The sequence below is a fragment of the Micrococcus sp. 116 genome, from assembly GCF_902506395.1.
Classification (GTDB): domain Bacteria; phylum Actinomycetota; class Actinomycetes; order Actinomycetales; family Micrococcaceae; genus Micrococcus; species Micrococcus luteus.
Genome location: NZ_LR732370.1, coordinates 121,404 through 135,139 on the forward strand (window position 1 = coordinate 121,404; position 13,736 = coordinate 135,139).

General features: G+C 74.6%; 13 protein-coding genes. 6 read left to right on the plus strand and 7 right to left on the minus strand.

Annotation, left to right across the window (positions count from 1 at the left end; genetic code table 11):
* On the minus strand, positions 1-219 hold a 219-nt coding region (locus CITRIK5_RS00575; protein ID WP_145992809.1), incomplete at its 3' end, for a helix-turn-helix domain-containing protein.
* Between the two features lie 185 nt (positions 220-404).
* Here CITRIK5_RS00575 and CITRIK5_RS00580 point away from each other — a divergent pair.
* The 3 genes from CITRIK5_RS00580 to CITRIK5_RS00590 are packed head-to-tail and all read left to right on the plus strand — an operon-like array spanning position 405 to position 2,542.
* The gene (locus CITRIK5_RS00580) at positions 405-851 is read left to right on the plus strand and encodes a DUF6508 domain-containing protein (protein WP_020621601.1); all 447 of its coding nucleotides are present in this window, start codon (positions 405-407) and stop codon (positions 849-851) included.
* 27 nt (positions 852-878) lie between these two features.
* Positions 879-2,099 (plus strand): App1 family protein, encoded by a 1,221-nt coding sequence (locus tag CITRIK5_RS00585; protein ID WP_159832861.1) that lies wholly within the window; start codon positions 879-881, stop codon positions 2,097-2,099.
* A complete protein-coding gene (locus CITRIK5_RS00590; RefSeq protein ID WP_002853740.1) occupies positions 2,096-2,542 on the plus strand; it encodes a thioesterase family protein in 447 nt (148 codons plus the stop codon). Before CITRIK5_RS00585 ends, CITRIK5_RS00590 begins: the two co-directional genes overlap by 4 nt.
* Positions 2,543-2,682: 140 nt before the next feature.
* Here CITRIK5_RS00590 and CITRIK5_RS12355 read toward each other — a convergent pair whose 3' ends face one another.
* The 4 genes from CITRIK5_RS12355 to CITRIK5_RS00610 form a co-directional block, all read right to left on the minus strand.
* Positions 2,683-3,741 carry a hypothetical protein gene (locus CITRIK5_RS12355; protein WP_144825567.1) on the minus strand — a complete coding sequence of 353 codons (1,059 nt, stop codon included), beginning with the start codon at positions 3,739-3,741 and terminating at the stop codon, positions 2,683-2,685.
* Positions 3,742-3,934: 193 nt separating this feature from the next.
* Positions 3,935-5,275, minus strand: a complete 1,341-nt coding sequence (gene gdhA, locus CITRIK5_RS00600) for an NADP-specific glutamate dehydrogenase (RefSeq protein ID WP_020621604.1) — start codon at positions 5,273-5,275, stop codon at positions 3,935-3,937.
* A 157-nt stretch (positions 5,276-5,432) separates the two neighbouring features.
* Positions 5,433-6,407, minus strand: coding sequence for an aldo/keto reductase (locus CITRIK5_RS00605; protein ID WP_255477340.1), 975 nt, complete (start codon positions 6,405-6,407; stop codon positions 5,433-5,435).
* 279 nt (positions 6,408-6,686) lie between these two features.
* The gene (locus CITRIK5_RS00610) at positions 6,687-7,904 is read right to left on the minus strand and encodes a glycosyltransferase family 1 protein (RefSeq protein WP_061866968.1); all 1,218 of its coding nucleotides are present in this window, start codon (positions 7,902-7,904) and stop codon (positions 6,687-6,689) included.
* Positions 7,905-8,064: 160 nt separating this feature from the next.
* On the opposite strand from CITRIK5_RS00610, the gene CITRIK5_RS00615 reads away from it, so the two are divergent.
* The gene (locus tag CITRIK5_RS00615; protein ID WP_231862054.1) at positions 8,065-9,429 is read left to right on the plus strand and encodes a DUF6350 family protein; all 1,365 of its coding nucleotides are present in this window, start codon (positions 8,065-8,067) and stop codon (positions 9,427-9,429) included.
* 10 nt (positions 9,430-9,439) lie between these two features.
* On the opposite strand, the gene CITRIK5_RS00620 is transcribed toward CITRIK5_RS00615, so the two are convergent.
* Positions 9,440-9,877, minus strand: a complete 438-nt coding sequence (locus CITRIK5_RS00620) for a hypothetical protein (protein ID WP_036382019.1) — start codon at positions 9,875-9,877, stop codon at positions 9,440-9,442.
* Between the two features lie 22 nt (positions 9,878-9,899).
* On the opposite strand from CITRIK5_RS00620, the gene purN reads away from it, so the two are divergent.
* Positions 9,900-10,463 carry a phosphoribosylglycinamide formyltransferase gene (gene purN, locus CITRIK5_RS00625; protein ID WP_069941533.1) on the plus strand — a complete coding sequence of 188 codons (564 nt, stop codon included), beginning with the start codon at positions 9,900-9,902 and terminating at the stop codon, positions 10,461-10,463.
* Here purN and CITRIK5_RS00630 read toward each other — a convergent pair.
* Positions 10,450-11,907 (minus strand): MFS transporter, encoded by a 1,458-nt coding sequence (locus CITRIK5_RS00630; protein WP_370462554.1) that lies wholly within the window; start codon positions 11,905-11,907, stop codon positions 10,450-10,452. The genes purN and CITRIK5_RS00630 overlap by 14 nt on opposite strands.
* A 76-nt stretch (positions 11,908-11,983) precedes the next feature.
* Between CITRIK5_RS00630 and purH the strand changes: the two genes are divergently transcribed.
* On the plus strand, positions 11,984-13,675 hold the full coding sequence (gene purH, locus CITRIK5_RS00635) for a bifunctional phosphoribosylaminoimidazolecarboxamide formyltransferase/IMP cyclohydrolase (protein WP_101967363.1): 1,692 nt from the start codon (positions 11,984-11,986) through the stop codon (positions 13,673-13,675).
* The last annotated feature ends 61 nt before the right edge of the window (positions 13,676-13,736 follow it).

Below are 13,736 nucleotides of genomic sequence, written 5' to 3' on the forward strand. Positions count from 1 at the left end.
GACCGGATCGAGCTGGGCAGGTGAACGGTGCGGCCGGCTGGGCAGGTCCTGAAGGCCGGCTTCTCCCTGGGCGCGGTAGCGGGCGACCCAGGTGGCCACCGTGGGCCGGCTCACCCGGAACTCGGCGGCCACGTGTGCCTGCGGGATCCCGTCGTGCAGGTGGCGGTGGACCATCCTGAGACGGCCAGTGGGGGTCAGGGGTGCGTTAGCGTGAGTCATGAGTGGGTCTTCTCGGGCAGGTCGGTGGTGTAGGAACTTCCATCCTGCGGGAGAGGCCCACTCGTCTCATCTCAGCCGGCGCCTCGTGGCAAGAACCTCATGACCCACAACACCTAGGCGGGGGTTCGGACACTCCAGACCGCACGCGAGACAATGGGGCCGACCCACCGAGCAGAGGAGCCGCCATGACCGAGCACCCCCTCCCGACCCCCGACGACGACGCCACCCTCACCGGCCCGCAGACCCCCACGCCCCAGCGCGTGGCCGCCGTGCGTGCGCTGCGCGAGCTGCTCGCCGCCGGCTACGGCACCGAGGCCCGGCCCATCGCCTCGTACGGCGCCCCCGCGCCCGGCACCCTCGGCGGCGTCTACCCGGACTACGACGACCGCGTGTTCCCCGGCCTCGTGGCCGCGCAGGAGCTGGCCGGCATCGACGTCGATTACCTGCGGAACGTGGACCGGGTGAGCGAGGCCGGCATCGCCGAGGCGTCCCTGGCCGACCTCGGCACGCTGTTCACCTACCTGGTGCGCGGCGAGCGGTTCGCGGACGGGCACGTGGCCGCCGCGATCGAGAACGGCAAGGTCGGCCGCATGCTGGACCGCCTGACCGCGCTGGTCCCCGAGATCCGCTGAGAGCGCGCGGTGCGGAATACTGGACGCATGCCCGCAGCCTCCGACGCACCCACGCCCGCGCCCCGGCGCGGCCGCCTGGCCCCTTCCGGTGACCCCACTCCCGTGGAGAACGTCGCCACGCACCTGCAGGAGGGATGGAACCGCTGGCACCGCGCCCGCGCGCTGCGTGCCGGCAACGTGCCGACGGTCATGGCGTTCACGGGCTACGGCAGCACCAGCTGGGTGCGGATCCTCTCCCGTGTGGTGATCGCCTCCGACGAGGAGTTCATGAACGGCCGTCGGCTGTCGAAGGTGGTGGCGGACGGCGTGCGCGGCTGGCGCAACTTCGTGGCCCCGCCCATGGCCTACGCCGAGGTGGAGGTGCAGGTGGGGGACCTGCGCACCACGGTGCGCACGGACCGGATGGGCGTCGTCGACGTCGTGCTGGACGTCGAGCTGGAGCCCGGCTGGCAGACCGCCACCCTCCACGTCGGCGGCCAAGAGGGGCACGCCGTCATGGACCTGTACATCTGCGAGCCGGGCGCGCGGATCGGCCTGGTCTCGGACATCGACGACACCGTGGTGGTCACCTCGCTGCCCCGCCCCCTGCTGGCGGCCTGGAACTCGTTCGTGATCGACGAGCACGCCCGCACGCCCACTCCGGGGATCGCCGTGCTGCTGCGCCGGATCGCCGAGCTCGAGCCGAAGGCCCCCGTGCTGTACCTGTCCACGGGCGCGTGGAACGTGGCGCAGACCCTCACCCGCTTCCTGGGCCGCAACCTCTACCCGCTCGGCGCTCTGCTGCTGACCAGCTGGGGGCCCACGAGGGACCGCTGGTTCCGCTCCGGTCAGGAGCACAAGAGGGTCCAGCTCGAGCGCCTCGCCGAGCAGTTCCCGGACATCCAGTGGATCCTGGTGGGCGACGACGGCCAGCACGACCCCGAGATCTACGCCGAGTTCGCGCAGCGCCACCCCGACCGGGTCAAGGCGATCGTCATCCGGCAGCTGACCCCCTCGCAGGCGCTGCTCGCGGGCGGCCGGGCGGAGGACACCCGCCATTCCACCCCGGGCATCCCGTGGTGCTACGGCCCGGACGGGGCCACGCTGTCCAATCAGCTCGAGGACCTGGGCATCCTGCCCGTCGAGTTCGTGGACGTGCAGCCCGAGGCCTGGCGCGAGGACATCCTCGGCGACGACGAGGCGCCGGCGACCCTCGACGCCGCGGCGCAGCGCGACGGTCGGCCCGCGGACGAGGAGGCCGCCCGATGACCGCCTCACGCTCCGTCGAGGTCCGCATCCCGCTGCGCTGGGCGGACATGGACGCCTACGGCCACGTGAACAACATCGCCGTGGTGCAGCTGCTGGAGGAGGCCCGTGTGGCGGCCTTCGGCGTGCCCGCGAACACCGGCGCCGGTGGCGGGCAGGCCCCGCCGATCGACCTCCTCGAGGGGGTGGCCCCCGGTGTGCGGACGTTCATCTCCGAGCACACCGTGAAGTACCGGGCCCAGATGCCCTACCGCCCCGTGCCGCTGCGCGTGGTGGTGAGCGTGGACGCCGTGAAGGCCGCCTCGGTGCACGTGGGCTACGCCCTGCACGACGGCGTCGACGACACCCTCTGCGCCACCGCGACGTCCGTCATGGTGTTCGTCGACGGGCAGACGGGCCGCCCCGTGCGCATCAGCCCCGAGCAGCGGGCGGCCCTGGCCGGCTGAGGTGGGCTGAGGTGGGCTGCTGACCGCCCGACAGCCGCCCAGCGACATCACCGCCGTGCAGCACGGCTGCGATGTCGCAGAGCGGAGGTCCGCCGCTCGGGCTCGCCGAGTCGGGACCGGGCCCGTGGGACGGCCGTGGATCAGACCGAGCGGGGGACGCCCGCGGCGGTGAGGATCCGCGCCAGCCGGTCCGGCCGCAGGAGGTCTCCCCACGTCCAATGCGCGCCCGCCCGGGTGACCAGCTGCAGGGCCACCTCCCGTTCCTTCTCCCGGCGGATGCTGGCGCGGCGGGCCGTGTCGTCACCGTCGAAGAACGACAGGTCGTACTTGCCCAGCCCGTCGAACTCCCCGTACACCCGCACCTGCTCCCACCAGAAGTCCGTGCGGGCCACCTCGCGTCCGTTCGCATCCCGGTGGCGATGCTGCAGCGCCGTGGGCGGGACGAAGCCGAGCTCGTGGATGCTGGCCCGGCTGTAGGACTCGCCGGCGGATTCCGCCCGCGCGTCCGCGAAGTGCCAGGCCCGCTCGAATCGGCGGAGGGCGGCCGCGGATTTGAGTCGGCTCTCCGCCTGCCTCGCCCAGCGTGCGGCCTCCTCGGGCCGGGCTCGGACGAGCGCGTCCAGCGGGGCCACGGCGTCGCGGAACGGGGTGGCCGCCCCCAGCACCAGCAGCACCGTGGGCAGCGGATCCGCCAGGACGGTTCCCAGGCTCTGCCCGTCCGACAGGATGGCCTCGACCGGCTGAGGCGCGGCGGGGGCCGCCTCCGGCAGCCCCCACCGGGGTCGGCGGCGCGGCGGGACGGGAAGCCGGCGATCGTGGGCCACCACGGAGGGGGCGAAGGGACGGCGGGTCAGCGGACCGGCGCCGTGATGCCCGGGCGAGGGGGCGCGCAGCTCGAGCACGGGCGGCTCGACGGCCGGCCCCAGACCGTGCAACCGGGCCGCGGTCAGGCCCGTGAACACCGTCGCGGGGCGGGCGATCGAGAGGGCGACGGCGGACACGACCGCCCTGTCCCACGGACGCAGCGCGGCCCAGTCGCTGACGCTGATGTAGACGCGCGGGCAGAGCCGCACGAGGACCCCGCGGGTCCAGGCGCGTTCGAGACGGCGCCGCGCCGCCCCGTCGTGAGGGTCCGCCGCGCTGAGCAGGGGCCCGCGTCCCGGGAGCAGCGCACGCGAGTGGTCGGAGAGCAGGGTCATGCGGCCCAGTCTCGTGGGCCCGTCGGGGGCGCGACGGGTCGGCCGCGCCGGCGGTGGAGGGCACCCGACGTCGGGGGGCCTGTGCAGGAGCCGGGCGCCCTTGAGCGACCGCCGCCCTGCGACATCACCGCGCGTCAGAACGGCGGTGATGTCGCAGGGCGGCGGAGGATCACGGAAGGGACAGGGCCGGGCCTCAGACCACGCCCTGGGCGATCATCGCGTCGGCGACCTTGATGAACCCGGCGATGTTCGCCCCCGCCACGTAGTTGCCGGGCGTGCCGTACTCCTCGGCGGTCTCCACGCAGCGGTCGTGGATGTCGCGCATGATCTGCTCGAGCCGGTCGTGGGTGTAGTCGAAGCTCCACGAGTCCCGCGAGGCGTTCTGCTGCATCTCCAGCGCCGACGTCGCCACGCCGCCCGCGTTGGCGGCCTTGCCCGGGCCGAACAGCGTCCCGGAGTCGACGAACAGGTGGGCGGCCGCCTCGGTGCAGGGCATGTTCGCGCCCTCGGCCACGGCCTTCACCCCGTTCTTCAGCAGGGTCCGCGCGGCGGACTCGTCGAGCTCGTTCTGGGTGGCACACGGCAGGGCCACGGTGCCCTCGACGTCCCAGACGCTGCCGCCGGTCACGTAGCGGGACCGCCCGCCGCGGCGCTCGGCGTACTCGGAGATGCGGGCACGCTCGACCTCCTTGATCTGCTTGAGCAGGTCCAGGTCGAGGCCGTCCGGGTCCACGATGTAGCCCGAGGAGTCGGACGCGGTGAGCACGGTGGCCCCGAGCGCGGCGGCCTTCTCCGCGGCGTAGATGGCCACGTTGCCGGAGCCGGAGATCAGCACCTGCTGACCGTCCATGGATTCGCCGCGCGTGCGCAGCATGGAGTCGACGAACATCACGGCGCCGTAGCCGGTGGCCTCAGTGCGGACCAGCGAGCCGCCCCACGTCAGGCCCTTGCCGGTGAGGGCGCCGGCCTCGAAGCGGTTGGTCAGTCGCTTGTACTGGCCGAACATGTAGCCGATCTCGCGGGCGCCCACGCCGATGTCACCGGCCGGCACGTCCGTGTGCTCACCGATGTGGCGATGCAGCTCCGTCATGAAGGACTGGCAGAACCGCATGATCTCGCGGTCGGACTTGCCGGCGGGGTCGAAGTCCGAGCCGCCCTTGCCGCCGCCGATCGGCATGCCGGTGAGCGAGTTCTTGAAGATCTGCTCGAAGCCCAGGAACTTGACGATCCCGAGGTACACGGAGGGGTGGAAGCGCAGCCCGCCCTTGTACGGGCCGAGCGCCGAGTTGAACTCCACGCGGAACCCGCGGTTGACCTGCACGACGCCGGCGTCGTCGATCCACGGGACGCGGAAGATGATCTGGCGCTCCGGCTCGCAGAGGCGGTGCATGACCCCGGCCTCGACGTACTGGGGGTGGCGCTGCACCACCGGCCCCAGCGCCTCGAACACCTCGGACACCGCCTGGTGGAACTCGGCCTCGCCGGGGTTGCGCGCGAACACTTCGTCGCGCAGGGTCTCCAGAGACTCATTCATGGTGTCCTCCTCGGACGTCGGGGTAGAGACGCCCCGCGGTGCCCCCGCCGTGGCGCGCCGCGGTCGGAGGAGGCCGCGGTGCCTGACGCCCATCCTGACAGGGAGTGCGCTCTGTTGCCGAAATGAGACGCGGGCCACCCCGGGCCCCGCGTTCGGCTCAGCGCGGCGGCGCCGCCTCGGTGTCGATGCTGGCCTGCTGGCTCTCGCTGTAGCGCGGGCCCGCCACGGTCGCGTCGTTGACGAGGTCGTCCAGCCGGGCGACGTCGGCCGGGGTCAGCCGCACCTCGTGCGCGCCCCGGTCCTCGAGCCAGTGCTCCCACGAGGTGGTGCCCGGGATCGCCAGGACGTCCTTGCCCTGGGCCAGGACCCAGGCGACGGCGAGCCCCGCCGTGCTCGTCCCGAGCCGGACGGCCTCGGCCGAGAGCGCCTCGCGCAGCGTCAGGTTGGCCTCGTAGTGGCCCTCGGCGAAGCGGGGCAGCCGGTGCCGCAGATCTCCCGCGTCCAGCCCGCCCAGCCGCGGCGGCGCGTCCGTGAGCAGGCCGCGGCTGACGGGGGAGAAGGCCACGAAGGCGGTCCCATGGCGGCGGCACGCCTCGAGCACGCCCCACTCGGGGTTGCGGGTGGCGAGGGAGTACTCGGACTGCACGGCCGCGATCGGGTGGACGGCCACGGCCCGGGTCAGGGTGACGGCCGAGACCTCGGACAGGCCGATCGCCCCGATCTTGCCCTCCGTGACGGCCTCTGCGAGCGCCCCCACGGACTCCTCGACGGGGACCTCCGGGTCCAGCCGGTGCAGGTAGTACAGGTCGATCCGGTCCTGGCCGAGCCGGCTCAGGGAGGCGTCCACGTGCGCGCGCAGCGTCTCCGGGCGGCCGTCGATCCGCCGCTGCCCGTCCCGCACGAGCCCGCCCTTGGAGGCGAGCAGCACGCGCTCGCGGACGTCCGACCCCGCCCGGGCGAGCGCGCGCCCCACGAGCTCCTCGCTGCGGCCGCCGCCGTAGAGGGTGGCGGTGTCCAGGTGGTCGGTGCCGTCCTCCAGCACGCGGGTGAGCAGGTCGACGGCGGCGTCGTCGTCGAGGAATCCGGAGTAGCCGTGCACGATGTTCATGCACCCGAGGCCGACGGGGTGCACGTCCTTGCCGGCGAGGCGGCGGGGCGCGGCGGGATCGGGCAGGGGGCCGGGCTCGGCGNCCGCCGCGTGGAGCTGGCCCGCCGGCTGCTGACGGCGCCGTCGCTGCTGGCCGCGCGCGTGTTCGGCTGAACCCCGGGCCGGACGCCGGGCGGGCGCCCGGCGGTCCGGGTCTCGCGTCCGGAGCCGTGGCTAGGGTGGCGTCCATGCCCGCCACCCTAGCCACGGCTCCGGACGCGAGACCCGGACCGCCGGGCGCCCGCCCGGCGTCCGGCCCGGGGTTCAGCCGAACACGCGCGCGGCCAGCAGCGACGGCGCCGTCAGCAGCCGGCGGGCCAGCTCCACGCGGCGGCGCTCCTGCACCGCGATCGCCTTCTCGTAGTAGCCCACGAGCTGCTCGCACAGCACCGGCCAGGTCCGGCCCTGCACCGACGCCCACGCCGCGTCGGCGAACGCGGCCCGCTTGACGTCGTCGTACACGAGGTCCGCGACGTGGCGGCGCAGCTCGTCCAGCTCGCCGGGCGGGTAGAGCCAGCCGGTGCGGGAGGCGTCCACGATGTCGAGGGGGCCGCCGCGGCCGACGGCGACGACGGGCACGCCCGAGGCCATCGCCTCCTGCAGCGTCTGGCCGAAGGTGTCGGACTCGCCGGGGTGCACGAACAGGTCCAGGCTGGCCACGTGGCGCGCGAGGTCCTCGCCCCCCTGGAAGCCGGCGAAGTGCGCGCCGGGCAGCTCCCGCTCGAGCTGTTCGCGCAGCGGCCCGGAGCCGATGACCACGAGGCGGGTGCCCGGCAGGTCCGAGAGCACCCGCAGGTCCCCGACCTGCTTCTCGTGCGCCAGCCGCCCCACGAAGCCCACGAGCTTCTCGCCGTTCGGGGCGAGCTCGGCGCGCAGCGCCTCGTCCCGCTTGGCGGGATGGAATCGGCGGGAGTCGACGCCGCGGCCCCACAGGTGCACGCGTCGCACCCCCTGGCGGTGCAGCTGCCGGACGGTGAACGACGACGGCGCGAGCGTCAGCGTGGCCATGTTGTGCAGGCGCGCCACGTGGCTCCACAGGACGTCCTCCAGCCACGGGGCGCCGTACCGGGCCGCGTAGCCGGGGACCTCGGTCTGGTAGACGGCCACGGAGGGGATGCCGAGCTCCTCGGCCGCCTGCACCGCGCGCCAGCCCAGCACGAAGGGGGAGGCGATGTGCACCACGTCCGGGGCGAAGTCGGCGAGCATGCCGCGCAGCCGGCCCACCGTGCCGGCGGCCACCCGCACGGAGGTGTACCCGGTCAGGGGCACGGAGGGCAGGGTGCGCACGGGGAAGCCCTCGACCTCGCGGGGGGCCTCACCGGCGCCCGCGCGTTGGGTCCACCCGGCGGACCACGAGGCGGCCGGGGCGACCACCATCGCCTCGTCGCCCCGTTCCCGCAGGTGCCGCAGCACCTGGAGGATGGAGTTGGTGACCCCGTTCATGTGGGGCAGGAACGATTCGGCGACCACGACGACACGCACGTGGCCGACGCTAAGGACCCCGGACCACGGCCGGGACACCCGCCGACGACGGCCCGGTGACCCCGCGGTGAACTCTCGGGGCGCGTGACGGTCGTCGCACCGGCCCGCGCGGCCCGCCCCCGTCCAGGCGCCGCCCGGAGTCGGGTGGCACCATGGACGGGTGAGTTCCCGCCCCGCTGCGCCCCGTCTGCTGCGCCCCGTCCCCCTGCCGCTGTGGCTGCAGGGGGTGGTCGAGGCGCTCGTCACGGCGATGATCAGCCTGCTGGCGGTCATGGTCCCCACCCTCGCGGTGTGGGCCACGGGCGGGTTCGAGCGGCCGACCATCGAGGGTGCCGTCCAGGTGGGCGGCGTCCTGTGGCTGGCCCTGCACGCGGTGCCCGTCACCGTGGCCACGGCCATGCCCACCGCGCCGGATCACCTCATCACCGGCACGGCGTGGCTCGTGCCGTGGGGCCTGACCCTGGTCCCGCTCGCGCTGTCGTGGCGGGCCGGCCGGCGCCTGGCCCGCGCGTCCTACCGGGACCAGGCGTGGCAGGCCTTCGTGGGCGCGGTGGGGGCCTACGCCCTGGTGGGGCTGGCCGTGGCGTTCCTGCCCGGCACGGACGAGCTGACGGTCCACCCCGCCCCGGCGGCGCTGCTGCCCGCCCTGCTCTTCGGCGTCGCCGCCCTCGCGGGGGCCCGGCGCGAGGCGGGCACCTGGGCCCACCTGATCGGCCTGGACCTCACGGAGCGGATCTCGCGGCGCTCGCAGTACGAACGCTGGGCCGGTTCGTACGCCTGGTCCGTGGTGCGCGCCGCGGTCCTCGCCGTGCTCGCCCTGACGGGCCTGAACGCGCTGCTCGTGGCGGGGCGGCTGGCCGTCGAGTGGACCGCCGTCGTCACCGTGGCCGAGGCGATCGGGGGCGGTCCGCTGGGCGGCCTGCTCCTGGCGCTGCTGCAGATCGGCTGGCTGCCCACGTTCACCGCGTGGTCGATCGCGTGGACGGCGGGCCCGGGGTTCTCCGTGGGCGCGGACAGCCTCTACTCCGTGTTCGGCGCGACGCCGGCCACCGCGCCCGCCCTCCCGGCGCTGGGTGCGCTGCCCGGGACGTGGTCGCCGTGGCAGCTGCTCCTGCTGGCCGTGCCGATCGGCGCCGGCGCCGTGGCCGGCGTGTGGCTGCTGCGGGAGGGGGAGAACCACCTCGACGACTGGCTGCACACCCGCCACGGCAGCCGCGCGGTGTCCTTGACACTGTCCACGCTGGCCCTGGCCGTGCTCACCGGACTGCTCACGGGGCTGCTGCTGCTCGTGCCGCTGGCCCTCACCTCCGGGACGCTCGGGCTCGGCACGCTGACGGACATCGGCTCCCACGTCTGGGCGGTGTGCGCCGCCGTCGCCGGGTGGGTCGCGCTGGGCTGCGCGGCCGGCTACCTCACCGCCCTGGCCGTGGCCGGGCACCGGGACGGGACGACGACGGTGCCGCGGTCCGGCGACCGCGCCTCGGGCCCGCGCGACCGGCCGTCCCCGCGCCGGGCGCGGGACTGACGCCCGCGGCTCAGGGCCGCAGCTGGGGCACCCCCGTGCGCTCCTCCACCTGACGGGTGAACTCGTCCGCGCACGCCTGCTGTGCCCGCACGGTGAGCGCGGAGGCGCTGCACTGCTCGAGCTGGACCGTCGCGTCCCACGCGAGCAGCGGCAGCGCCGCCGTCGTCATGCCCATCAGCGCCATCGCCATGCCGGCGGACGCCACCGCGCGGGGCAGCCCCGAGCGCTCGGCGCCGCGGCTCGTGACCCACACGCGCACGCCGAGCACGAGGGCGACCAGCCCCAGCGCGAGGGCGATCAGCTTCCACGGCAGCACGAGGGAGAAGGAGAGCACCATCCCCAGCAGCGCCACGGACTGCCACAGCAGGGCACGACCGGTGCGGACGCGGCCGGGGTCCGGGGCGCCCTGCGGCGGGCGGGGCGGGGAGGAGGGAACGGGGGCGGACACCCCCTCACCCTACGATGGGCGCATGCGCATCGTTGCCCTCGTCTCCGGTTCCGGCACCAACCTGCAGGCCGTCCTCGACGCCGTCGCCTCCGGCGCCCTGGACGTGGAGATCGCCGCGGTGGGCGCCGACGTCGCCGACGCCGGCGGCCTGGAGCGCGCCCGCGCCCACGGGATCGAGACGTTCGTGGTGTCACCGAAGGACCACGCGGACCGGCGCGCGTGGGACGAGGCGCTCGCGGACGCCGTCGCCGCCTACGCGCCGGACTGGGTGGTGTGCTCCGGGTTCATGCGGATCCTGGGCGCCCCGCTGCTCGAGCGGTTCGAGGGCCGCATCCTCAACACCCACCCGGCCCTGCTGCCGTCCTTCCCGGGGGCCCACGGCGTCCGGGACGCGCTGGCGCACGGGGTGAAGGTCACCGGCTGCACCGTGCACGTGGTGGACGCGGGCGTGGACACCGGCCCGATCCTCGCGCAGGCCGCGGTGCCCGTGCTGGACACGGACACCGAGGCCGAGCTGCACGAGCGCATCAAGGTCCAGGAGCGGGCCCTGCTGCTGCGCGTGCTCGGCGAGCTCAGTCGGCGCTGACCTCGAGGGCGCGGCCGCGGGTCTCCGGGGCCAGCGCCAGCATCGCCGCGCAGGCCAGGACCACGAGCCCGCCGGTGACGGCGAACGCCCCCGGCAGCCCGAGGGCGGGGACCAGCGTGCCCACGAAGAGCAGCGGGCCCAGGCCCGCGCCCACCCGCGAGGCCGCCGACGCCCAGCCGAAGCCGGAGGCGCGCAGCGTCGTCGGGTACAGCTCGGAGACGTACGTGTAGAGCACCGGGATCGCGACCTGCACCACGAAGCCGAACGTCAGCACGAGCGGCAGCACCGCAGCGGGCACGTCCAGCACGCTCGCCAGCCAGACGGTCAGGGCGCTCGCGACGACGGCGCTGACGGCCAGCAGCCAGCGGCGGCCGGTGACCTCGATCAGCGCGGTGGCCACGACCACGCCGAGCAGGCCGGCCGCGGCCATGCCGGAGGTCATGATGAAGGCGCGGCCCTCCGCGTAGCCGGCGTCGATGAGGAACGTCGGCAGCCACTGCAGCGCGATGTAGTAGACGAGCATGATGGCCACGAACAGGGCCCAGGCGACCGCGGTGATGCGCGGGGAGAACCGCCAGACCGCGGCGAGCTGCGCGCCGACGCCGCCGGAGCGGGCCGGCTCGGCCGGGGGCATCGTGTAGGGCCGGCGAGGCGCGCCGGTGGCCGCCACCATGCGGTCGATGACGGCGCGGGCCTGTGTCTCGCGGCCCCGGCTCATCAGGAACAGCGGGGACTCGGGGATGCCCAGGCGCACGACGAACACGAGCAGGGCCGGCAGGACCATGGCCATCAGGGGCAGGCGCCAGTCGCCCCACGTGCCCACGAGCCAGGCGGAGACGAGGCCGCACAGCGCGGCACCGACGGGCCACCAGCCGTCCATCGCGGCCAGGACGCGACCGCGCAGCCGGCGCGGGGTGAACTCGCCCACGAGCGCGTAGTCCACGGGGATCGTTCCGCCCAGGCCCATGCCGGCCACGAACCGGAACAGCGCGAACCACAGCAGGGAGTCCGTCAGCGCGCCCGCGATCGTGAACACGGAGAAGATCGCCAGCGTCCACGCGAACGCCGCCTTGCGGCCGATGCGGTCCGCGATGGTGCCCCACAGGAACGCGCCCACGGCCATGCCGATGAGGTTGGCGGTGCCGATCCACGCGGCGTCGGCCTTGTCCAGGGCCCACTCCTCGCGCAGCAGCGGGATCATCACGCCGTTGAGCGTGACGTCCCACGCGTCGAACATGAAGCCCAGGCCGCCGATCAGGAAGATGCGGCCCTGGACGGACCAGCGCCACGGCAGCTCCTGGACGACCGCCTCACCGGTGGGCAGGGTGGCGTCGGGGGCGACGACGTCGGACGTGGGCCCGGGGTGCGCGCCGTCGGCGCTGGGGGGGTGGCGGAGGACATGGTCGGCTCCCGTTCGTCGGGTGGAGTGGGGGCGGTCCGTCACGCGGACGCCTGGGCCATTATGCGGCCCGGCCTATGCTGGGGGACGCACCCGGACCCCCTCGAAGGAGCGCCCCCTCGTGACCTCTGCCCAGTCAATCCCCACCGTCCTGGACACGGTGCCCCTGAAGCGGGCCCTGATCTCCGTGTACGACAAGACCGGACTCGAGGAGCTCGCCACCGGGCTCCACGCCGCGGGCGTGCAGATCGTCTCGACCGGCTCCACCGCCCAGCGCATCGCCGCCGCCGGCGTGCCCGTCACCGAGGTCGCCGAGGTCACCGGGTTCCAGGAGTGCCTGGACGGCCGCGTGAAGACGCTGCACCCGCGCGTGCACGCGGGCATCCTGGCCGACCGTCGTCGTGAGGACCACGTGACCCAGCTGCGCGAGCTCGAGGTGGAGCCGTTCGACCTCGTCGTCGTGAACCTCTACCCGTTCGTGGACACCGTGAACTCGGGCGCCGCGGAGGACGCCGTCGTCGAGCAGATCGACATCGGCGGGCCGTCCATGGTGCGCGCGGCCGCGAAGAACCACGCGTCCGTGGCGATCGTCGTGGACCCGGCCCGCTACGGAGAGGTCGTCCAGGCCGCGCAGTCCGGCGGCTTCGACCTGCACGCCCGCCGGCGCCTGGCCGCCCTGGCCTTCGCCCACACCGCGGCGTACGACAACGCCGTGGCCGCCTGGACCGCCGCCCACTTCGGCGAGGACACGCACGCCGACGAGATCCCCGTGTTCCCGCCCTACGCCGGCTTCTCCCTCGAGCGCGCGCAGATCCTGCGCTACGGCGAGAACCCGCACCAGCCCGCGGCGCTGTACCTGGACTCCTCGGCGGCCCCCGGCATCGCGCAGGCCGAGCTGCTGCACGGCAAGCCGATGAGCTACAACAACTACGTGGACGCCGATGCCGCGGTGCGCGCCGCCTTCGACCACCCGGTCCCGGCCGTGGCGATCGTCAAGCACGCCAACCCGTGCGGCGTGGCCGTCACGGACGAGGGCACGGACATCGCGCAGGCGCACGCCAAGGCCCACGCGTGCGACCCGGTCTCCGCGTTCGGAGGCGTGATCGCGGCCAACCGCCCCGTCACCGCCGCCATGGCCGCCCAGGTGAAGGACGTGTTCACGGAGGTCGTCGTGGCCCCGGCGTTCGAGTCCGAGGCCCTGGAGATCCTCTCCGCCAAGAAGAACCTGCGCCTGCTGAGCCTGCCCGAGGGCTTCCTGCGGGACGCCGTGGAGGCCAAGCAGGTCTCCGGCGGCATGCTGCTGCAGATTGCGGACGCGGTGGACGCGGACGGCGACGACCCGGCCACCTGGACCCTCGCCGCCGGTCCCGCCGCCGACGACGCCGTCCTGGCCGACCTGGCGTTCGCGTGGCGTGCCGTGCGCGCGGCCAAGTCCAACGCCGTGCTGCTGGCCCACGACGGCGCCACGGTGGGCGTGGGCATGGGCCAGGTCAACCGCCTCGACTCCTGCCGCCTGGCCGTCGAGCGCGCCAACACCCTGGGCGCCGCGCAGACCGGCGGGCAGGACGTGAGCAGCGCCGGCGGCGCGGAGAACGTCTCCGGGGAGGGCGCCCCCGAGCGGGCCCGCGGCTCCGTGGCCGCCTCGGACGCGTTCTTCCCGTTCGCGGACGGGCTGCAGATCCTCATCGACGCCGGCGTGAAGGCCGTCGTCCAGCCGGGCGGCTCCGTCCGGGACGAGGAGGTCGTGGCCGCGGCCGAGGCCGCCGGCGTGACCCTGTACCTGACCGGGGCGCGCCACTTCTTCCACGGCTGAGCGCGGCGCGCCGCTGCCGGACGGGGGCCCGGACCGGGCCCCCGCGACCCCCAGGAGGTGA

Excerpts from the sequence above, each read along its gene's own strand:
- CITRIK5_RS00585 (WP_159832861.1), top strand. The coding sequence starts at position 879 with ATGCCCGCAGCCTCCGACGCACCCACGCCCGCGCCCCGGCGCGGCCGC.
- purN (WP_069941533.1), top strand. The coding sequence starts at position 9,900 with ATGCGCATCGTTGCCCTCGTCTCCGGTTCCGGCACCAACCTGCAGGCC.
- gdhA (WP_020621604.1), bottom strand. The coding sequence starts at position 5,275 with ATGAATGAGTCTCTGGAGACCCTGCGCGACGAAGTGTTCGCGCGCAAC.
- CITRIK5_RS00590 (WP_002853740.1), top strand. The coding sequence starts at position 2,096 with ATGACCGCCTCACGCTCCGTCGAGGTCCGCATCCCGCTGCGCTGGGCG.
- CITRIK5_RS00580 (WP_020621601.1), top strand. The coding sequence starts at position 405 with ATGACCGAGCACCCCCTCCCGACCCCCGACGACGACGCCACCCTCACC.
- CITRIK5_RS12355 (WP_144825567.1), bottom strand. The coding sequence starts at position 3,741 with ATGACCCTGCTCTCCGACCACTCGCGTGCGCTGCTCCCGGGACGCGGG.